Genomic DNA, 21,288 nt, shown 5'->3' on the forward strand with positions numbered 1-21,288 from the left:
CTTTTATTATTCTGGATTTTCTTGTCTTGGTTAAATATAGGTCATAATAATTTCGTTTAAAACTATGATTTTATTTTTTATTTATAAAATTATATTTTTATTAAAACATTGTTTCTAAAATTAATTTTGCCAAAAAAATATAGCCTCATTTGAGCGCTATATTTTGGGGGCGATCAGAGTCTTGTTTATTGTTTTTACACAATCCCTGAGCCAGTTTTATTCGGATCTGCAGGACGAGCCTTGGCGACGGCAGCGCGATAGCCGCTAGCACGGTAACAGCTTACTGGGTCGATGGCGCCTCCGGCCTGGAGGCGTGCCATTTGCAATATGGGCTTCAACATCTAGGTTATAAGCTTGTTTTAAGCTGGCCTGTGCCATCATGGCGTCGTTTGCTTCTTGGTATTGTGTTAAGGCGTTGCGATCGACTAGTAAGCTTTTTACGAAGGCACGTTGCACTTCCGCAGCGCTGTACATCAAGCTTTCCACTGGGTCGGTGACGTTGTGTGATTGATCCAACATGTAGAATGGGCGGTAAGACGGATCCTGCGCACGAATGTCGGTCAATTCGTTGAAGATCAAAAACAGTTGGTAAGGGTTGATAGAGCCGCTGTCCAAATCATCGTCGCCGTATTTACTGTCGTTGAAATGGAAGCCACCCAGCTTGCCGAATTGCGCAAGACGGCTGACGATCATTTCGATGTTGACGTTGGGCGCGTGATGGCCCAAATCCACTAGAGACAAACAGCGCTCGCCGGTTTCTTTTGCGGCAAGGTAGCTGCTACCCCAGTCTTGAATCACAGTTGAGTAGAAAGCAGGCTCAAAGATTTTGTGTTCCAGCAGCATGTTCCAATCGTCTGGCAGGCTGTTGTAAACGGCTTTGATGCTGTCTAAATAATTGCTGAAGCTGTTTTTAAAGTGTTGTTGGCCGGGGAAGTTAGAGCCATCGCCTACCCAAACAGTGAGGGCTTTTGATCCGAGCTTTTGACCTAATTCTACTACGTCGATGTTGTGAGCAATAGCTTGCTCGCGCACGGCTTTATTCGTGTGCGTTAAACTACCGAATTTGTACGACTCTTCCTGACCAATTTGATCTTGAAAGGTGTTGGAGTTCATCGCGTCAAAATGCAAACCATATTGCTCAGCGTACTGGCGAAGTTCATTTGGATCTTTTGGACGATCCCAAGGGATATGTAGAGACACCGCCGGTGTAGCTTGTGATAACAATTGAATAACTGAACAGTCATCCAGCTTTTCAAAAATATTGCGAGGTTCGCCTTTGCCTGGAAAACGGGCGAAACGGGTGCCACCTGTGCCAACACCCCAAGAGGGAACGGCGACGGTAAACTGCTTAGCTTGTTGCAAAATAGTATCGATTTTAATACCTGAACGATCCAGTTTCTCTGCTAGCGCATTGTAATCGCTGATAACCGCGGCTTTTTGCTTTGCGTTGTGTTCTTGCAGCCAGTTTTGATCAATTAATTGTTTCATGGTGATTCCTTTTTATTGTTCTTTTAATCGAGACCTTTGCGCGACGCCGATAGATCGTGCAAAGGTCTTTGAATACATATTTACCGTCGTTAACGAGTGAACGACGGTGCGTGACCGGCATCGACATTCAGAATATTCCCTGTCGATTTAGAGGACGCCTCCGACGCAAAGAAGTAAATGGCTTCGGCAATGTCCTCAGGGAATACATTCAGCTTAAGCATACTGCGTTGGCGATAATGTTCTTCCAAATCATCGGTTGAGAGTTTGTAAGCACTGGCTCTTTCTTCTTTCCATTTTCCAGTCCAGATTTTTGAACCACGCAAAACCGCATCTGGGTTAACCACATTGGCGCGAATGCCCAGCGGTGCGCCTTCGAGAGCAACGCAGCGAGCAAGCTGGATTTCAGCGGCTTTTGCGACGCAATAGGCGCTGGCGTTGGCACTGGCAACCAAACCGTTTTTACTAGCGATAAACACCATGTTGCCACCCATGTTCTGTTGTTTTAGCAGACTAAAGGCTTCACGAGCAACCAGGAAATAACCTGTCGATAAGATACTTTGGTTTTTATTCCATAGAGCAAGAGAGGTTTCTTCTAATGGCGCGGAAGAGGCTATGCCAGCGTTGGAAACAACAATATCCAAACCGCCAAAGGCTACTGCGCAATGCTTCACCGCTCGGATGACATCGTCTTCATTGGTCACATCCATCTTGATGCTAGAGGCGCAATCTTTGCCAAACTCGCTGTTCATATTCGCCTGGGCGGTTTGCAGAGCGTCTTCGTCTATGTCCATCAATACGATGTTGGCGCCTTCTTTAGCGAGACGTTTGGCGGTAGCAAGACCGATGCCGCCAGCCGCGCCTGTTACCAAGGCGATATGACCCGCTAAGGATTTGGGTTTTGGCATACGTTGCAGCTTGGCTTCTTCTAATAGCCAATATTCAATGTCGAAGGCTTCTTGTTCTGGTAGGCCGACGTATTCGCTGACGCTGTCTGCACCGCGCATGACATTGATGGCGTTTACGTAGAATTCCCCTGCAATACGAGCGGTGGCTTTGTCTTTGGCAAAAGACAGCATACCCACCCCTGGGATCAAGTAAATGACGGGATTTGGATCGCGCATGGCTGGGCTGTTATCGCGTTTGCAGCGGTTGTAGTAACCGGCGTAATCTTCACGGTATTCTGCAAGGCTTTGGTCCAATGATTCGATTACTTCATCAAGGTTGTCAGTTTCTGGATTGTAATTGACCACAAAAGGACGAATCTTAGTGCGCAAGAAATGGTCAGGGCAGGAGGTCCCCAGCTTTGCAAGACGATCTAGATCTTTAGAGTTAACGAACTGCAATACTTCGTCGGACGCATTGAAGTGACCAATTTGACGTTGTTTCTCGCTGGTTTTACCACGAATCAGTGGCATTAAGCTTGAAACCACTTGTTGGCGTTTGTCGTCTGGTAATGTGTTAAATCGCTCACCACCAAAGGCGGCTTTGCCAGCACTTTGTTCTTCTAGCCAAGTTTGTGCTTTGTTAATAATATTCAGTGAGTTGAGGTAGCAGTCTTTGTTGTCATTAGCCCAGGTAAAAAGACCATGGCTTTCCAGTACGACGCCTTTTAAATGCGGATTTTCGGTGGCGATTTTATGCAAATCCATGCCTAACTGAAAACCTGGTCGACGCCATGGAAGCCAGCCAATGTCACCGTTAAAAATGTCTTCTGTAAGTTGCTTGCTGTTTTTGCTTGCTGCGATCGCAATCACGGCGTCAGGGTGAAGATGATCGACGTGAAGATAAGGTAAATAAGCATGAAGTGGCGTATCAATGCTGGCGGCGCGGGCGTTTAGGTTGTAAGTACAATGCGGAAGGTAAGCGACCATCTCATCTTCAAACTCAAGTCCGCGATACAGTGATAAAAGTTGATTCAATTTATCCATATAAAGAGTGGAAAAGCCATCCAGTCCCATCGAGCCAATATCACCACCAGAACCTTTTACCCATAGCACAGTGGTTTTTTCACCCGTGAGAGGATCCTTCATTTGCAGTTTTGCTGAGGTATTGCCGCCACCGTAATTGGTTACGCGCATGTCAGAACCAAGCAGGTTTGATCGATATTGCAATAATTCTGGGTCGCTTAGAAGGGATGCTTCTGCATCGTTCCAAAGATTAGGGAGTAAGTTAGTAGACATCGTTTAACCTCAAGTATTGCCTATTTAATAGCGTAAAACTTTGTTTTATGACTATTTAATAAAGGCTTAAATTTATTTTTGTTATGCACAACCAGCGGGTTAGAATGATCGATAACTTTCATACTAAAACAAAAATAATCATTTTCAAGCATTTTTTATCTTATTTGATAAATTTTGATCAATAGTGCTTGATAATGATTGAAAATTAATTATATTAACTATCGAGGATGATCGATGCACGAAATTGAAAGGCACAGAGTGATCCTATCAGAAGTCGAGACTCGACCTATTGTGACGGTGGCGCATCTAGTGGATGTACTAGGGGCGTCTGAAGCCACAATACGAAGAGACATCGGCTTTTTGGATAAAGAGGGAAAACTGCGTCGTGTACGGGGTGGGGCGGAAGCCATCAATCCACCGTCTGATGCCAGTTTGTTGGGGCGACCTTACTCCGTCAATCAGACGATTAATACGGATGTAAAGCGGGGTATAGCCAAAGCCGCAGTGGATTTATTGTCAGACAATATGTCTATCATGATCAGCGGTGGCACAACCACATCGGCTATGTCTGAGTACATGCGTGGCTTAAAGCTGCAGGTGCTGACTAATTCCTTCTCTATTGCTGATCAACTGATCAAAAAGAGCAAGTGCAGTGTGACCGTGCCGAGCGGCAAAATTCATCGGGAGCAGAACATTATATTGAGTCCGTTCCCGAATGATATTGCTAATCACACTTACGCTGACATTCTTTTTATTGGTGCATACGGGGTAAATTCTCACGGTGTGATGGAGACAGATCCTCAGATCGTACAAGCGGTAATGAAACTGATAAATCGAGCCGATCAGCGGGTGCTTTTGGTTGATAGTACAAAGTTTCAAAACCGATCAAGTATGATCATTTGTCCTTTGTCGCAGATAGACATCGTCATTACGGACGATGGAATAGATAACAAGAGTAAAGAAGTGATTAAGTCGGCAGGGTGTCGTTTGATCATAGTGGAAAAACAAAAACAATAAACCGCGTCTCGGATAAGACAACATCTCGTTGTGTGATGATGAGCGCGCTCTTGGAGATAATTATGAAAAATAAACTCATCACAGCTTGTGTGTTGGCGTCTGCCACTTTGTTTGCTTCTGGTGCCTATGCCGCGGAGCAGGTTCGCGTCGCGTTGTTGGTGAAGGCTTTGGGCATTGGTTTTTTTGAAGCGGCGTATCGTGGTGCAGAAGAAGCCAAAAAAGAGCCTCGGTGACGTAGAGATTATTTACACAGGCCCTACATCAACCACAGCAGAAGGCCAGATTGAGATCATCAATTCACTGATCGCACAGCGTGTTGATGCCATCGCTGTGTCTGCCAATGATGCGGATGCCTTGGTCCCTGCTTTGAAAAAAGCACAACAGCGTGGCATTAAAGTGATTTCTTGGGACTCTGGTGTTGGCAAAGAAGGCCGCCAAATCCACTTAAACCCTTCTAGTAACAGCCTGATTGGCGAAATGAACGTCCAGCTTGCTGCGGATGCGATTAAAGCCAAAGGCAAAACCTCCGGTACGTTTGCCATCCTGAGCGCAACACCAACCTCAACCAACCAAAATATTTGGATTGGTGAGATGAAAAACTCCCTTAGCCAATTCCCTAATCTAACACTTGTCGATACTGTCTATGGTGATGACCTTGCGGATAAGAGCTTCCGCGAAGCGACCGCTTTGATCAAAAATCATCCCGATCTAGATGTCATCGTGGCACCTACCACGGTTGGTATTTTGGCGGCTGCACAAGCCGTAAGTGATTTGGGCTTAACGGGCAAAGTTTATGTGACCGGTTTGGGTCTTCCTTCTGAATTAGCAGGACATGTGCATAGCGGTGCGATTCATAGTTTTGCTATCTGGAACCCAATAGACCTTGGTTACTCAGCAACTATGTTGGCTTACAACCTTGTTAAAGGCAAAGGTACAAAAACTGAAGTCCCAATGGGCCGCATGGGGACACTGACATTGGATGAAAATGGTGACGGCGCCATGGCGAAGCCGTTTGTTTATGATGAGTCCAACGTCGACGAATTCTCTTCCATTTTTTAGTTGCTATTAACCCTCTCCCAACCTCCCCCTTCGCTGGGGGAGGAGTTAAGAGCTTATGTTCCCTCCCCTTGTGTCTTTTGAAGGGGAGGGCTAGGGTGGGGTTTTGCTCGTTCAATAATTTCATAATGAATCAATAACAATAAGAGCAGCCGTTATGAACAAGGCAATTTTCAGTTTAAAAAAGGTAAGCAAGGTATTTCCCGGTGTCAAAGCGCTGGACGGTGTCGATTTGCATCTATATCCGGGCCAAGTGACGGCGTTAATTGGTGAAAATGGCGCAGGCAAATCTACTCTAGTTAAAACCATGACTGGCATTTATCAACCGGATGGTGGAGACATTATTTTTAACGGCAAACCTGTGCAGTTTCATTCGCCTCATGATTCCCATGCCTTAGGTATCACTGCGATTCATCAGGAAACCGTGTTATTTGATGATCTGACGGTGGCGGAAAATATCTTTTTGGGCAATTACCCGATGAAAAAGGGCCTGATGACCAAGCATTTTTCTATTGATTGGTCGGCTATGGTGTCGCGCTCACAAGACATTTTGTCGTCCATTAATGCCCACATGGACCCTAATCAAATTTTACGTGAATTAAGTATCGGTCAAAAACATATGGTTGGCATTGCGCGTGCCTTGTCTGTTGACGCCAAGGTGGTGATTTTAGACGAGCCTACAGCCGCTCTGTCTCACCATGAAATTCATGAACTCTACGAACTCGTTAATACACTCAAGCAACAAGGCAAAGCGATTCTCTTTATTACCCATAAGTTCGATGAAATTTTTGCCTTGGCAGATCGTTACACCGTGTTTCGTGATGGTTGTTATGTGGGGGAAGGCTTTATCAAAGACACCAATGAAGGTCAGCTGGTGGAAATGATGGTGGCGCGAAGCATAGCCGCCACGTATCCCAAAAAAGACGTAGAAATTGGTGAGACATTATTAGAAGTCTGTAACCTATGTCACACAACGGAGTTCGCTAATATCAGTTTTAGTTTGAAAAAAGGCGAGATCCTTGGTGTTTATGGGCTGGTGGGTTCAGGCAGAACGGAGGTGATGCAGGCTTTGTTTGGCACCACGGACCATGTGACTGGCACGGTAAAAATGAATGGCAAAGAGGTGATCATTCACTCACCAAAAGACGCGATAGAGAACGGCATTGTCTATGTACCAGAGGAACGTCAGAAGCAAGGGATTGTGTTGGAGTTGCCCATTTATCAAAACATCAGTTTGCCGCAAATGGACCGTTTAGCGAAACACGGTAATTTGGATCAAAAAAGTGAGATGTCCCTAGCGCGCCAGTATTGTGAGCGCTTGCAGGTGAAAGCCTCTTGCTGGGAAGAGAAAGTAATGAATCTATCCGGTGGTAACCAGCAAAAAGTGGTGATTGCTAAATGGCTCGCGACTAATCCCAAAGTCATTATCTTGGACGAGCCAACAAAGGGGATTGATATTGGATCAAAAGCCGCAGTACATGAGTTTATGTCTGAATTGGTGGATTCTGGTTTGGCGGTCATCATGGTGTCATCGGAATTGCCGGAAATTATGGGTATGTCAGATCGGATTTTAGTGATGAACGAAGGCTTGATTGTCAGTGAGTTGTCACGGGCTGATGCGACACCTGAAAAAGTGGTTTCTCTGGCGACCGGAGGACATGTGACATGTTGAGACGCTTTATTTATTCTCGCGAAGGCATTTTGAGCATGATTGTGCTGGCGATGTTTTTGGCAGTGGGCACGATCAGTCCGGACTTCATTAGTGTGTCTAACAGCATCAGTATTTTTAATGATACGTCGATTTTGATCATGTTGGCGTTAGGCCAAATGCTGGTGATTTTAACCCGTTGTATTGATTTGTCTGTGGCGGCCAATGTGGCTTTTACCGGCATGGTCGTTGCCATGGTGAATCAATATTTTCCGACCTTGAATATGTTTGTTTTGATGTTACTTGCGTTGGGGGTGGGGGCGTTTTTAGGGGCGATTAATGGCTTGTTTGTTTGGTTATTAAAAGTGCCTTCTATTGTGATTACCCTAGGCACTATGAGTATTTATCGCGGTGCGACCTTTTTATTGTCAGACGGCGCATGGGTGAATTCTCACCAAATGAGTGAGGCCTTCATTGGCTTGCCGCGATATGAAATTCTGTCTATTCCGGTATTAGCTTGGATGGCGATTATCACCATTCTTTTGGCCTTTTGGACGATGAAATTCAGTGTATGGGGGCGCAATTTTTATTCCGCAGGCGGCAATCCGATGGCGGCTTTTTATTCTGGTGTGAATGTTGGCAAGGTACAGTTTTATGCTTTTTTGGTATCAGGCACATTGGCAGGGTTGTGCGGTTATTTGTGGGTGTCGCGTTTTGCTGTGGCTTACGTGGATGTCGCCAATGGCTTTGAGCTGCAAGTGATCGCGGCGTGTGTGATTGGCGGTGTTAGTATCGTTGGTGGTTTGGGAACCGTGGTGGGTTGTGTGATTGGCGCCTTGTTTATTGGCGTGGTGAATAACGCTTTGCCCATTATAGGTGTATCGCCTTTTTGGCAGATGGCTATTTCTGGACTGGTGATTATTATCGCTGTGGTGGCGAACGCCTCGTCTGACAAAGACAAAGCACGCATTATTCTTCGCAAGCCAGAGGCGTCTGTTGGCTCCGCTCCGTCGCAATCACATTAAGAGAAAGAGGCTTTTTATGGACACAATAATAAAAAAATCAGCCACACCAGATGCGTTGTCAACCAGTAAACTACAAGTGTTTTTCCGGTGGGAAAGCTTACTAATATTGATCATTGTTTTAGTGTGTGTAATGAATTCCTATTTATCACCTTATTTTTTAGACCCTTGGAATTTATCGGATGCGACTTTTAACTTTACCGAAAAGGCTCTTATTGCTTTGCCGATGGCGATGCTGATTATCGCCAAAGAAATTGATATTTCTGTGGCGGCGATCATTTCGCTTTCCAGTACGCTAATGGGACTAGTGGCGCAAATGGGCGCACCCGTGTATGTGGTGGCGTGCGTTGGTGTTTTGGTTGGTGCAGGCTGTGGTTTGTTTAATGGTGCTTTGGTAACAGGGTTTAAAATTCCCTCTATTGTGGTGACAATCGGTACCATGAGTTTATTTCGCGGTATCAGCTATGTCTTATTGGGCGATCAGGTGGTGCGTGACTATCCCGCTGGTTTTGAGTTTTTCGGTCAGGGCTACGTTTATTGGGTGTTTTCGTTTGAGTTGGTGTTGTTTGTCTTTTTTGCCTTGGTGTTTTATTGGCTATTGCATCGCACTAAATTTGGTCGTTATACCTACGCGATAGGCAATAACCCCACAGCGTCTTATTATTCAGGTATTAAAGTTAACAAACATCGTTTGATTTTGTTTACCCTAGTTGGCGTGATGTCTGGTATTGCCTCAGTGTTGCTTACGTCACGTTTGGGCAGCACTCGTCCAAGTATTGCTACGGGTTGGGAGCTAAGCATCATCACCATGGTGGTGTTAGGTGGCGTGAGTATTCTTGGTGGCAGCGGCACCATTGGTGGTGTGGTGTTGGCGGTGATTCTAATGGGCTTGGTGACCTTTGGTATGGGCTTACTGAATATTCCTGGCATCGTTATGACGATTATCGTTGGTGTGATGTTAATCACGGTCGTGAGTGTACCAGTGCTGATCACTTTCTATAAAAATAAAAGCAAAAAGGCAAAAACGCTATGAGATACGCCTCAGTCATGTACCTATATAAAGGTCGTGAAGACGAATACAAAAAGCGTCATGATGAACTCTGGCCAGAGCTTGCCGAACATTTAAAGCAGCATGGTATTCGTAACTATTATATTCATCTTGATCGAAACGAGAGCCGACTTTACGCCACCTTTGATGCAGACGATCTGGATGCGAAAGCCTTAGCGGATCATCCTGTCATGCAGCGTTGGTGGGAATACATGGCGGACATCATGGCAACCAAAACGCCATCGTTTGAACCTGTCGCCGATGCTTTGGAAGAGGTGTTTCGCTTTAATGTGTTGCAACCTGATAAAACACGCGTTGTGGCGGTGTTAGACATTGGTAAAACCAACATTAAAATTTGCCTGATGGACGGGCAAACAGGCGCCTTATTGCATATCGCCAAACGTGTTAATGGTGTGATCGATGCGCCGCCATATCCTCATGTGGATGTGGACTCTATTTGGCACTGGATTAAAGACACTCTGGCCGATTTAGCCCAGCGCTATTTTATTTCCAGCATTGCGATTACCACTCATGGTGCAACCATTGCCTGCATGAAGGGCGGTCAACTTGCCTTGCCTATTTTGGATTACGAATACGATGGTGTGTCTGAGTTTAAAGACGAATACGATGCAGTACGACCAGATTTTAGTGAGTCTTTTAGTCCACGATTGCCGCAAGGCTTGAACTTGGGTGCGCAATTGTTCTGGCAGCAAAAATACTTTTCAGGTGAGTTTTCAGGAGTCGACTCGTTACTTTTGTATCCGCAATATTGGGGCTATAAACTGAGTGGTAACAAAGCCACCGAAGTGACCTCGTTAGGTTGCCATACCGATCTTTGGAACCCGACTAACTGCCAATTTTCGTCTTTGTGTGAACAGCAAAAATGGTCGGAATTATTTCCTGAGGTGATGGAAACTGGCGCGAAGCTGGGTACCATCTTGCCCGAATTAGCGAATGAACTTGGTTTGCCAGCAAGTTGCGTTATTTTCAATGGCATACACGATTCCAACGCTTCGCTGGTACCTTATATCGGGCAGCCGATGGAAAAACTCACTGTGGTGTCTAGCGGCACTTGGACTGTCATTGCTACCATCAATGGTAAACTGGACTCATTGCAAGAAGACAAAGACATGCTCGCCAATGTGGACGCCCTTGGCCGTGCCACACCGACAATTCGCTTTATGGGCGGACGTGAATGGGAGCAACTGCGCAGCGACAGCAAAGCCAGCTTGAGTGACGTGAGCTTCATCCTCGAACACGGCATTTTAGCGATGCCTGCCTTTGCCAAAGGCGGCGGGCCATTTGCCCATTGCGAAGGGCGTATTATTAACCGTGGTTTGGAATTAACGCCCGCTCAGCAGTCAGCTTTGGCGGATGTGTATGTGGCCTTGATGACAGATTATTGTTTGGATCTGATGGACACCAGCGACACCGTAATCGTCGAAGGCGCATTCAGCAATAATATTAACTTCCTCACCTTATTGGCTTGTATGCGCAGCCAAAACGAAATCTACGCTTCTCGCGATGTCACCGGTACCTCCGGCGGCGCGGCCTTGCTGTCTAACAAAAGCTTAAAGCTAAAAGGCCGTCTCAGCCTCGCCATGTGCGACGCACAGATAAAACCACTGCTGAATCTTTATCGTCAGCAATGGCGTGACTTGGTGGGGGAATTGTAGCTTTAGCTGTGTGACAAAAACCACGAACAATGCCTTATTTCGACATTGGCGCGAACACTTCATGAGGCGTTGTTCATGGTTTTCTATTGCTTTTTAGATGAAATGGTTACACCAAACAAATTTTGAGTTTTTTACCCAGAGCGGAAAATGGTAATTTGATCAGATTGGATAATCAGAGGAAAGTATAGTTTTGCGCATTTTGAGGCGAGTGCTACAATAAATGTTGCAGTCGCATCAGAATTTGGAGGAGGTATGGTAATTCGAGCTTTTAAACCCAGCAAGAAAGAAAAAGTAGGGCTTTTATCTGCATTGGCGTTATCTAATGATCCGGTGAGTGCGTCAAGTCAATTAGCAGAAGGGTTTGACTTTGCTGTTATTGGACGCATTGTTAAACAAGCTCAGATTAAGCAAGCCACAGTGATTAAAATGGCAGGAATTGACAGAGGGACGTTAAGCCGTCACACAAGAGCACGTACAAAATGGACGGGTGCTTCGGCGATAAAAGTGTATAACGCCGCTCGAATCATTGATGCCGCACTAAATTTGTTTGATCAAGATAAACAAAAGGCTGAAAACTGGTTAAATACGCCAGCAATTGCCCTCGGTGGCATAAGCCCCGCTGATTACGCCAAATATCCTCTAGGACAAGAAGCAGTGATAGATCTTATAGGTCGAATTAAGTATGGGGTTGTCATCTAATGATGCTCTATCGTTTGTGCAAAATGGAGTTTGCTGATACTGCGTTTGATGGTTATGGTGCAAGAACGTATGGTGGTCGCTGGAATCCAAAAGGTGTGGATTGTGTTTATTTAGGTGAATCAAAGTCTGTTTGTCTACTTGAAACGATTGCACATTTGACTGATGCAAAAGCCTTAGATCAGTACGCGATGTTATCCATCGATATTCCAGAAGAGCTGATTATGGTGGTTCAAGAGCGTGATCTCCCTGAAAATTGGAGAGATTATCCCGCACCGCAAGAGTTAGCTGACATGGGGGCGGAATGGCTTGAGAATACTGAAAGTCTTGTTTTATTAGTGCCCAGCGTTATATCAGGTGACTTTTGTGCGTTACTAAATCCTAAACACCCTCGATGCCGAGAATTTGTAGCCATTGCTCAACGAGTCGCGTTCTCTATCGATCCAAGATTAGCTCCACGGTAGTAGTCGCAGAGCAAATCTATTAATCAATATATTCGAAGACTAAGACCGAAATCGAAAGCTATCTCTTGTCTGTTGGTGTATTGATATTTTTCTAATGAGTTTCTTATCCCATTCGAGTTCGGCTTTCATGAGTCCTAATGCGATTTTCGGGATATTAATGATGGTTCAACCAGAAGGTGCTTGGCCGTATTTCGGCCTTTTATGCGTTCTAATAGTGCATTAGCGGCCAGTTCGCCTTGTTGTTCTGCTTGTTGATCGATACTGGAAAGGTTGACCATGGCATAGGATGCTAATGGCGTATTATCGTAACCAATAATAAACACGTCTTTTTGCGGTGTGAGTTGACGTTTTATACATTCATCTAGTAGCGGAATGGCATGAATGTCACTCCAGCAAAAAATAGCACATGGCAGTGTTTGCTCATCTAAAAAAAGAGCGAGTTCTTTTTTCAGCTCGTCTTCGTTGTTGGAGACTCGGAAAATACGGTCTTCGGCTACATCGTTATGGTTTGCTTTCGTCAGGGTATGTAAAAAACCACGCTCACGTTCTTGGTTCAAATCGACTTTATTAAACTCTCTTAGCGGTTGACTGATCATTTTTATGTTTTTTATGCCCGTCTCGACGAGGGCTTGAGTGGCTAATTCTGCTCCTAAGAAATCATCGCCATTGATGGTGTCAAAGCTTGTTGCTGTGTTTTCAATATGGCCAACCACTGCCATAGGTATTTGTTTTGCGTATTTTTCTAATGCGGAATCTGAAAGACGAGGGGCAATTAAAATCAAGCCGTCTACATTGCTGTCCATCATGGATTCTATGAGTGAAGACTCAATAGACAGCTCGCTTTGCCCTAAGCCAATCAGCATTTTATAACCTGATATTGAAAGGGTTGCGTTTATTTTTTCTAGTAGCTTTGGCAAATAAGCATTGCCCAAATTGACAATCAGCACGCCTACCGTAAAGGTTCTGCCTCGCATCCCCCTTGCTGAGGTGTTTGGTCTATAACCTAGCTTTTTAATTGATTGTTCTACTTTTTCTTTTAGTGATGGGCTAACGCCATAGGCACTTCGGATTACCTTTGAGACGGCAGCTACAGATACCTCAGCGTCTTTAGCTACATCCTTAATGGTGACTTTTTTCATTGTTTTTTCAATTTGCATGTAAGGCCATTTACTTAGGGAAATACTATTTTTTTAAAATTTTATAGAAAGTACTTGAAATGAAGTTTTGTTTCTACTTATTATTTGTATAACGTTCTACACTTTTACAAGTCATTATAAAAATAAGCAGAAAGGACTACTTAATATGCGTAATAAAGTTTTATCCCATAGTTTAGCGGTCACTTGGGAAGCCGATATGATTTCGCCATTGTGTGATGGCGGTGTTGGTTCTCGTTCGAGTTTTGTTTGTTCCGAGTTTGTATTGCCTACAATCAAAAGCGCTGTGCAGTTAAGTATCTCAGCGCTAGGGCTGTACCAAGTATTCTTGAATGGTCGTAAAGTGGGAGATGATTATCTCACGCCAGGCCTGACGTGTTATGACGACCGTCTTTCTTTTCAAACCTATGAAGTAAAGGAATACCTACAACCTGGTATTAATAAAATCGAAATCTGGCTCGCGGATGGCTGGTATCGATCACAGATAATGTGGGAAGACTGCAAAATCTTAAATTGCTGGGGTGACACGCTTGGCGTAATTACACAGCTTGAAGCAGACGATGACATAGTGTGTAAGACCGATAAAAGTTGGCGTTCCGGTGTTACCCCAGTTTTGCAATCTGGTATCTACTTTGGCGAAGACTATGATGCTCGTGAAGATACGCTTGTAGCGTCTCATGGCGTGAAAGAAATCGAGTTTGATAAAGCTTTGTTGGTTAAGCATGAAACCAATGGGGTGAAAGCATTATCTGCGGTAAACCCCCTGAAAACCTGGCAAGAAAACGATAATCTGATTGTAGATTTTGGGCAGAATTGTAGTGGGGTTATCCGCTTGAAGGTAGAAGGGGAAAAGGGAGCAAATCTGTATATTGATTTTGCGGAAGTATTAGACGCTGAGGGACGTTTTGATCGTCGAAATTACCGTGCAGCGCGTGTGGCAAATCAATATACATTAAGTGGAAATGGCATTGAATCGTATGAACCTCGTTTTACATTTATGGGATTTCGCTATGCAAGAGTGAAAATAACAGGCGATGCTAAATTGCATGCCATTCAACAGATTCCTTTAACCTCGGTTCCGCAAGTCATGGCTGGATTTGAGTGTGATGTCCCCGCTGTTAATCGACTTGTGCAAAACACACTGTGGTCACAACGTTCCAACTTTATTGAAATACCAACCGATTGTCCGCAACGCGATGAGCGTTTAGGTTGGACGGGGGATGCGCAAGTGTTCGCAGGGACTGCTTGTTGGTTGGCCGACTGTGAGTCCTTTTTTATTAAGTATTTACGTGATGTGATACACGACCAACGTCCTAATGGTGCCATCTCGCATTTCTCTCCCGATCCGACTCGACTCTATCCTGATAAGTTTTTCGGTGATTGGGCGGGGTCTACAGGCTGGGGGGATGTGATTACGGTCATGCCTTGGCAGATGTATTTGCATTATGGCAACGTGGATGTGCTTAAAGAATGTTTTCCTGCCATGCAACGTTGGGTGGATTACCTTTGGTCTATTTCTGACGGCCCGATCATAAAGCCGAACTTAAAATGGGGCGCTCATGGCTTTACCTTTGGTGATTGGTTACAGCCTGTTGGCGATAATCGTAAACCTCGACCCACTATTGCGGATGATTGTGCGGCGACTCTTTATCACTATATCTCCACAGATATAGCGGCAAAAGTGGCGAACCTTCTTGCTCAGACGGATGCTTCTACTGCACTAGAACAACGTGCTGCACAAATAAAAACAGCTTTCGTTGAGGAATATTTTAGCAACACAGGTCGTCTTGCACACAATGATCAAACTTCCTACGCACTGGCATTTTTGTACGATCTGGTACCAGAACAATATTACCGGTCAGCCAAACAATATTTTCACGATGTGATCGTAGACGCTGATTATCTTATAGGTACAGGCTTCATTGGTACGCCTGCCTTGTTACCAGCGTTAAGCAAGCTTGGTATGACGGATTTGGCTGAAAAGGTGTTTTTAAACAACAAGGTGCCTGGATGGTTATATCAAGTTGAGCGTGGCGCAACGACCATTTGGGAGCGCTGGGATGCGATTGGCGAAGACGGCACTATTTATGATCCAGATATGAACAGCTATAACCATTATGCATATGGTGCGGTTTGTCAGTGGTTGTTCGAGTCCGTTGCAGGCGTAAGTCCTGTTGCACATGCGCCAGGTTATCAAGAAGTATCGATCGATCCCACTTTTTTACCCGCCTTAGGCCAGGTGTCTATGTGGCATGATTGCCGTTTAGGTCGGATAGAGGTTAGGTGGAAATTGGAGGGAAATAAAGCCAGTTATGCACTGTCTTTACCGGATGGCTGCACGGGGATTTTGCTTCTTGATGAACATAAAAAAGTGGCGCAAGTAAATGGTCAATCGGTCGGTAATTTATCCAGTAACAGAATGCGTTTGACTGGGAAGAATGAGCTTGTCTTTAGTCTTTAACCTTTGGTCCATAATAGTATTTTTTACCCAACAATAAATTTAAAAAAGGGGTGTAATATGAAAAACAGAGCGAACAAACTGATTATCTCAACTTTCGTTGTATTGGGTGCGTCCGTATCAAATGCGACTGAGTTAAGCATACTTGTCGATAACAGCCCAGATACTGTGGCTTTAACGCAAGCCCTGACATCTGCTTACAGCAAACTTAACCCTGATATAACGTTTGAGATCGAGTTAAGACCTGGAGGAGGTGAAGGGGATAATATTGTCAAAACGCGCCTTGCAACAGGTGAAATGGCGGATGTTTTTCTCTATAACTCAGGGTCGTTATTGCAAGCTTTGCGGCCCTCAAGAACACTTGAGCCTATTAATGATCTGGCTAATTTCTCCAATATTTTGTCGAGTTTCACCAGTACGGTGAGTGACGACAAGGGAAATGTTTATGCTGTGCCGATACAAACTGCGATGGGAGGAGGTATATTTTATAACAAGCGTGTTTATGAAGAGTTAGGACTTAAGGTGCCAAAAACGTGGCAAGAGTTTATGGAAAACTGCGCGATTATCGCCGAAAAATCAAAATCTGCGCCCATTGCGCAAACCTATAGAGATACATGGACCTCACAATTACTTGTCCTTTCTGATTTTTTTAATGTGCAAGCAGAAAAACCAAATTTTGCGACAGACTATACGAATAACAAGGCTAATTTTGCTACTACGCCTGCGGCATTGAGAGGCTTTGAAAAGCTTCAGCAGGTGTCTGAGGCTGGCTATTTTAATGATTATTATGGGGCAGCGACTTATAACGATGGCTTAAACATGGTTGCCACTGGTAAAGCGGCTCACTACCCTATGCTGACGTTTGCTATTCCCTCTATTAAGCTGAATACGCCAGATTATATTGAGGATGTTGGGTTCTTCGCTCAACCTGGAGATGACGCGGATAAAAATGGCTTAACGGTTTGGATGCCGGCCGGTTATTACATTCCAAAAGAAAGTGATCAAAAAGAAGAGGCTAAAGCTTTCCTAAACTACATCGCAACAGTCGACGCTTGTGATGCCATTACTAAAGCCATTGGTGCCAATGGCCCTTATCTAATAAAAGGCTGTACTCTACCGGATAATGTTTACCCTGCGGTGAAAGACATGTTGCCTTATTTTCAAGAAGAAGGCCGCACAGCTCCCGCTTTAGAGTTCCTTTCGCCAATAAAAGGTCCAATGCTTGAACAACTTACCGTTGAGGTGGGATCGGGTATTAGAAATGCACAATCAGCGGCTGAGCTTTATGACCAAGATGTTGCGAAGCAGGCCAGACAGCTGAATCTACCAAATTGGTAAGGGCTTTATCTCCTTGTTAGCGCTGTAAAAAGGCGACTAATAAGGAGGTGATTGGAGGATTTATGAAAAGTAGTCGATCTTACCCATATTGGTTTATTTTACCGGGAGGGCTGGTGTATCTGGTGCTATTTCTAGTGCCAACGGTTGCCGCTTTTTGGTTTAGTTTGACCCATTGGGATTTATTTGAAACCCGTTTTATTGGTTTGGAAAATTATTATCAGTTTTTGAGGGAGCCTTTTCTAATCACTGGGGTTGTGAATACGGTGATTTTTGGTGTGCTTACATCTATAGCCAAGTCTGTTTTGGGATTGTTACTGGCTGTTTTATTGACATCAGGCTTACTGGGACAAAGCTTTCTAAGAACCTTGATTTTCTTCCCTGTTTTGGTCTCTACCATAGGTGTCGGCATTGCCTTCGCGGAAATCATGCACCCAGCAAGAGGGATGTTAAACATAGGGCTAAGTTATTTTGGTATTCAAGGTCCTGCTTGGCTGATTGATCCTAATTTGGCGCTTTTCTCTGTTGCCTTAGTGGATATTTGGAAAGGGGTTGGGCTGGCCACACTGATTTATATTGCAGGTCTTGCGACCATAAGTTCTGATTATTATGAAGCTGCACGCATTGACGGTGCTACTAAGTTGCAAATGTTTTTCCGCATAACGGTTCCCCTGGTTCGTCCGGCTACAGTGACAGTGGTAACGCTTTCTTTGATTGGTGGCTTACGTTCATTCGATATCATTTGGGCGATGACAAAAGGCGGCCCTGGATTTTCTTCTGATGTATTAGCATCGGTTATCTATAAACAGTATCAGGCTGGTTTCTATGGGCTTTCGACAGCGGGTAACATTATTTTGTTTGCGCTGGTGGCTTTTATTGTGATTCCTCTAACGTATTGGTTCAACCGTAGAGAGGTGGACTTATGAAACGTCAGCAAATTATCAATGGTGTTATAGCTCTGGTTATTGGCGTTTTAATCTTTGTTACGCCTTTTATTTTTATTGGCCTCACGGCGGTAAAATCGGCGGCAGAGGCTTCTCAACTAGGGCTATCATGGCCTTCTGAATGGTTATTTTGGGATAACTTAGTGGCAGTAATTCAAGCCAGAAACTATATGTTGCTGCTTGCCTATTTTAATTCAACCGTGATTACCGTTGGTGCTATTTCATTGTTAGTTATTTCTGCGGCTATGATTGGTTATGTTATACAAAGAAGACCATCTAAATGGAATGGTTTTATTTACGCTTTGATACTGGCCGGATTGATGATTCCGCCTGCCGTTGTACCAACGATTTGGCTGATTAAAGAACTGCATTTATTTAAAACCTTACACGGTATGATTTTGATACAGGTGGCCTACGGTCTTTCTTTCTCGGTACTGCTGTTTCGCTCTTTTATTGCCAGTATTCCAAGAGATCTTGATGAAGCCGCCATCATTGACGGTGCTAAACCTTGGCAGGTGTTTTTTAAAGTTATATTGCCCCTGTTAAAGCCAGTAACGGTAACGGTTATCTTGGTTCAATCTGTGACCATATTTAATGACTTTACCAACCCACTGTATTACTTGCCGGGCAAAGATAACGTGACCGTACAATTGACTCTGTATAACTTTCAAAGTCAGTTTTCTTCCCAGATGAATTTGCTTTTTATGAACATTCTTCTCGTCACCATACCGCCTCTTATTATGTTTATTTTCTTTAATAAGCAAATTGTAAAAGGTATGACCGCAGGCGCAGTAAAAGGATAAAACGATGGCTACCGTAAGATTAAAAAATATACACAAAGAATTTAATGGCGTTAAAATTCTGAAAGGCATTGATTTAGACGTGAATGATGGCGAGTTTTGTGTGTTTGTCGGACCTTCCGGCTGCGGAAAATCCACCTTGTTACGTATTATCTCAGGTTTGGAAGACGCAACCAGCGGTACAATTGAGATCGGGGGAAAAGATGTTACTAAGTCCGATCCAATTGATCGTGGCATTGCTATGGTATTTCAAAGTTATGCTCTGTATCCGCACTTGACTGTCAGAGACAATATTGGCTTTGGTCTGAGTTTAGCTAAGCGTCCTAAAAACGAGATTAGAGAAAGAGTGGATGCTGCTGCGAAAATGTTGCAGCTTGAATCTCTTCTGGATCGCAAACCCAAAGATCTGTCTGGTGGACAGCGTCAGCGTGTGGCGATTGGTCGGGCCATCGTACGAGAGCCAGAAGTGTTTTTGTTTGATGAACCGCTTTCTAATCTGGATGCGGCGTTACGTTCTAAAATGCGCATCGAATTGACGGAGCTGCATGCCACTTTGAATGCCACCATGATCTATGTTACCCACGATCAAATTGAAGCCATGACAATGGCTGACAAGATTGTGGTACTCAATGCAGGTCATATTGAGCAGGTTGGCACGCCTATGGAGCTATATCATCATCCCCAGACGCCTTTTGTAGCCGGTTTCATTGGTAGTCCAAAAATGAACTTGTTTGAAGGGGCTATTGCCAAGGAACATAACGCTGATCTTTACGGAATACGTCCTGAGCATTTGACCCTATCGCCGAAAGAAGGGAAATGGAAAGGCGTTGTTAAACACATTGAGCAGCTAGGGGCTGATGCTATTGTCCATATTCACGTTGAGTCATTGGGAATGCTGGTGGCCCGTGCGGATGGGGAGTTCTCTATTACGGCTGGAAGTACTATATACGCCACACCACAAGAGGGAAAAGAACATCTTTTCTAGGGGGCGACACAATCAGTAAAAAGAGGGACTCTATTTCTTCCCTCTTTTTATTTAGCAGTCTAATACAGTCGAAGACTAAGACCGAAACCGTAAGTTATCTCTCGTTAGTTGATCAATCGAGGTTTTGCCCATGAGTTTCATGTCGCGTTCGAGTTCGGCTTTCATTAAGCCTAGGGCGCGTTCGACGCCGGGTTGTCCTGCGGCGGCAAGTGGGTATAAGTACATGCGGCCAATGCCGACGGCTTTGGCGCCGAGGGATAGGGCTTTGAGTACGTGGGTGCCGCGCTGTATGCCACTGTCGAAGATGACGTCGATTTCATCGCCCACTTCATCGACGATTTCTGCGAGCTGATCGAAGGAGCTGCGGGAACCATCAAGCTGACGACCGCCGTGGTTGGAAATGATGATACCCGTGCAGCCAATTTCCACTGCTTTACGAGCGTCTTCTCGACTCATAATGCCTTTCAAGCAGAACTGTCCGTCCCAGAATTTCACCATCTCTGCCACGTCGTCCCAGTTCATTGATGGATCGAGCATGTTGGTAAAGTAGTCGCCAATTGAGGTGGCACCAGAGCCCATGTCGACGTGTTCTTCCAGTTGCGGTAAGCGAAATTTCTCGTGAGTCACGTAGTTAATGCCCCACATAGGTTTCAGAATAAATTGCAGCATGCCTTTTAGATTTAATTTAAAAGGAATGGCGAAGCCTGTGCGAAGGTCGCGTTCGCGGTTGCCGCCAGTAATGGAGTCAACGGTGAGCATCATTACTTGTATGCCTGAATCTTTGGCGCGTTGCATCATGGCACGGTTCAGTTCGCGGTCTTTATGAAAGTAAAACTGGTAGACCTGAGGGGTGGTGGTTTGCTTGGCGATTTCTTCCATGCTCACTGTGCCAAGGGACGATACGCCAAACATGGTGCCGTATTTTTCGGCGGCATTGGCGACGGCTCTTTCACCATCATGATGGAATAAGCGTTGTAAGGCGGTGGGCGAACAATAGATGGGCAGTGCGAGTTTTTGCCCCATGACGGTGACGGACAGATCCACGTCTTTTACGCCAGTGAGTACGCTTGGCACTAGGTCACAGCTTTCAAAGGCGGCGGTGTTGCGGCGGTAGGTGGTTTCATCGTCTGCGCCGCCATCAATGTAATTAAAAATGGGGCTTGGTAGGCGTTTTTTGGCTAGGGTGCGAAAGTCTTGGAAATTGTGGCAATCTTTGAGACGCATGGATTTTGCTCCTTTTCTTTTATTCCTTAACTATAGTCCTAGTTTTATTTGTGATAAATACGACATAAACTAATAAACTGTTTCTTAAAACAT

General features: G+C 44.7%; 18 protein-coding genes. 14 read left to right on the forward strand and 4 right to left on the reverse strand.

The genetic code is table 11. From position 1 onward, the window contains the following. Positions 1–264 precede the first annotated feature (264 nt). Together AC0L6V_RS21935 and AC0L6V_RS21940 are read right to left on the reverse strand one after the other, a co-directional pair. Positions 265–1,488 carry a sugar isomerase gene (locus AC0L6V_RS21935; RefSeq protein WP_418138616.1) on the reverse strand — a complete coding sequence of 408 codons (1,224 nt, stop codon included), beginning with the start codon at positions 1,486–1,488 and terminating at the stop codon, positions 265–267. Between the two features lie 89 nt (positions 1,489–1,577). Further along, positions 1,578–3,668: a bifunctional rhamnulose-1-phosphate aldolase/short-chain dehydrogenase gene (locus AC0L6V_RS21940; protein WP_265220468.1), complete on the reverse strand. Its 2,091-nt coding sequence runs from the start codon at positions 3,666–3,668 to the stop codon at positions 1,578–1,580. Positions 3,669–3,902: 234 nt separating this feature from the next. On the opposite strand from AC0L6V_RS21940, the gene AC0L6V_RS21945 reads away from it, so the two are divergent. The 9 genes from AC0L6V_RS21945 to AC0L6V_RS21985 all read left to right on the forward strand — a co-directional run bounded on the left by AC0L6V_RS21945 (position 3,903) and on the right by AC0L6V_RS21985 (position 12,295). After that, on the forward strand, positions 3,903–4,685 hold the full coding sequence (locus AC0L6V_RS21945; RefSeq protein ID WP_111638730.1) for a DeoR/GlpR family DNA-binding transcription regulator: 783 nt from the start codon (positions 3,903–3,905) through the stop codon (positions 4,683–4,685). Positions 4,686–4,747: 62 nt separating this feature from the next. Continuing rightward, positions 4,748–4,918 carry a hypothetical protein gene (locus AC0L6V_RS21950; RefSeq protein ID WP_265220469.1) on the forward strand — a complete coding sequence of 57 codons (171 nt, stop codon included), beginning with the start codon at positions 4,748–4,750 and terminating at the stop codon, positions 4,916–4,918. Beyond that, positions 4,887–5,744, forward strand: coding sequence for a rhamnose ABC transporter substrate-binding protein (gene rhaS / locus AC0L6V_RS21955; protein WP_265220470.1), 858 nt, complete (start codon positions 4,887–4,889; stop codon positions 5,742–5,744). The genes AC0L6V_RS21950 and rhaS overlap by 32 nt, the downstream gene beginning before the upstream one ends. Before the next feature lie 154 nt (positions 5,745–5,898). Continuing rightward, positions 5,899–7,413 carry a sugar ABC transporter ATP-binding protein gene (locus AC0L6V_RS21960; protein WP_265220471.1) on the forward strand — a complete coding sequence of 505 codons (1,515 nt, stop codon included), beginning with the start codon at positions 5,899–5,901 and terminating at the stop codon, positions 7,411–7,413. Beyond that, positions 7,407–8,414 carry an ABC transporter permease gene (locus AC0L6V_RS21965; protein ID WP_265220472.1) on the forward strand — a complete coding sequence of 336 codons (1,008 nt, stop codon included), beginning with the start codon at positions 7,407–7,409 and terminating at the stop codon, positions 8,412–8,414. The genes AC0L6V_RS21960 and AC0L6V_RS21965 overlap by 7 nt, the downstream gene beginning before the upstream one ends. A 16-nt stretch (positions 8,415–8,430) precedes the next feature. Then, the gene (locus tag AC0L6V_RS21970) at positions 8,431–9,444 is read left to right on the forward strand and encodes an ABC transporter permease (RefSeq protein ID WP_265220473.1); all 1,014 of its coding nucleotides are present in this window, start codon (positions 8,431–8,433) and stop codon (positions 9,442–9,444) included. Next, positions 9,441–11,135 carry an L-rhamnose mutarotase gene (locus tag AC0L6V_RS21975; protein ID WP_265220474.1) on the forward strand — a complete coding sequence of 565 codons (1,695 nt, stop codon included), beginning with the start codon at positions 9,441–9,443 and terminating at the stop codon, positions 11,133–11,135. Before AC0L6V_RS21970 ends, AC0L6V_RS21975 begins: the two co-directional genes overlap by 4 nt. Before the next feature lie 252 nt (positions 11,136–11,387). Next, entirely contained in the window at positions 11,388–11,834 is a 447-nt protein-coding gene (locus AC0L6V_RS21980; RefSeq protein WP_111608421.1) for an antitoxin Xre/MbcA/ParS toxin-binding domain-containing protein, read from the forward strand. After that, positions 11,834–12,295, forward strand: a complete 462-nt coding sequence (locus tag AC0L6V_RS21985) for an RES family NAD+ phosphorylase (protein WP_265220476.1) — start codon at positions 11,834–11,836, stop codon at positions 12,293–12,295. Before AC0L6V_RS21980 ends, AC0L6V_RS21985 begins: the two co-directional genes overlap by 1 nt. Before the next feature lie 134 nt (positions 12,296–12,429). On the opposite strand, the gene AC0L6V_RS21990 is transcribed toward AC0L6V_RS21985, so the two are convergent. Next, on the reverse strand, positions 12,430–13,452 hold the full coding sequence (locus tag AC0L6V_RS21990; protein WP_409419090.1) for a LacI family DNA-binding transcriptional regulator: 1,023 nt from the start codon (positions 13,450–13,452) through the stop codon (positions 12,430–12,432). A 145-nt stretch (positions 13,453–13,597) separates the two neighbouring features. Here AC0L6V_RS21990 and AC0L6V_RS21995 point away from each other — a divergent pair, with 145 nt between their 5' ends. The 5 genes from AC0L6V_RS21995 (at position 13,598) to AC0L6V_RS22015 (ending at position 19,971) form a co-directional block, all read left to right on the forward strand. After that, the gene (locus AC0L6V_RS21995; protein ID WP_265220479.1) at positions 13,598–15,910 is read left to right on the forward strand and encodes an alpha-L-rhamnosidase; all 2,313 of its coding nucleotides are present in this window, start codon (positions 13,598–13,600) and stop codon (positions 15,908–15,910) included. Positions 15,911–15,967: 57 nt separating this feature from the next. Beyond that, complete coding sequence (locus AC0L6V_RS22000; protein WP_265220480.1) at positions 15,968–17,245, forward strand: ABC transporter substrate-binding protein; 1,278 nt, start codon at positions 15,968–15,970, stop codon at positions 17,243–17,245. A gap of 62 nt (positions 17,246–17,307) precedes the next feature. Next, positions 17,308–18,168, forward strand: coding sequence for a carbohydrate ABC transporter permease (locus AC0L6V_RS22005; RefSeq protein WP_111608417.1), 861 nt, complete (start codon positions 17,308–17,310; stop codon positions 18,166–18,168). Continuing rightward, positions 18,165–18,989 carry a carbohydrate ABC transporter permease gene (locus AC0L6V_RS22010; protein ID WP_265220481.1) on the forward strand — a complete coding sequence of 275 codons (825 nt, stop codon included), beginning with the start codon at positions 18,165–18,167 and terminating at the stop codon, positions 18,987–18,989. Before AC0L6V_RS22005 ends, AC0L6V_RS22010 begins: the two co-directional genes overlap by 4 nt. A gap of 4 nt (positions 18,990–18,993) precedes the next feature. Beyond that, entirely contained in the window at positions 18,994–19,971 is a 978-nt protein-coding gene (locus AC0L6V_RS22015; protein WP_265220482.1) for an ABC transporter ATP-binding protein, read from the forward strand. Positions 19,972–20,046: 75 nt separating this feature from the next. Here the strand turns inward: AC0L6V_RS22015 and AC0L6V_RS22020 are convergent, their stop codons facing one another. Then, complete coding sequence (locus AC0L6V_RS22020) at positions 20,047–21,195, reverse strand: alpha-hydroxy acid oxidase (protein WP_409419091.1); 1,149 nt, start codon at positions 21,193–21,195, stop codon at positions 20,047–20,049. Between the last annotated feature and the right edge of the window lie 93 nt (positions 21,196–21,288).

This window comes from Marinomonas sp. G8-14 (assembly GCF_055808935.1).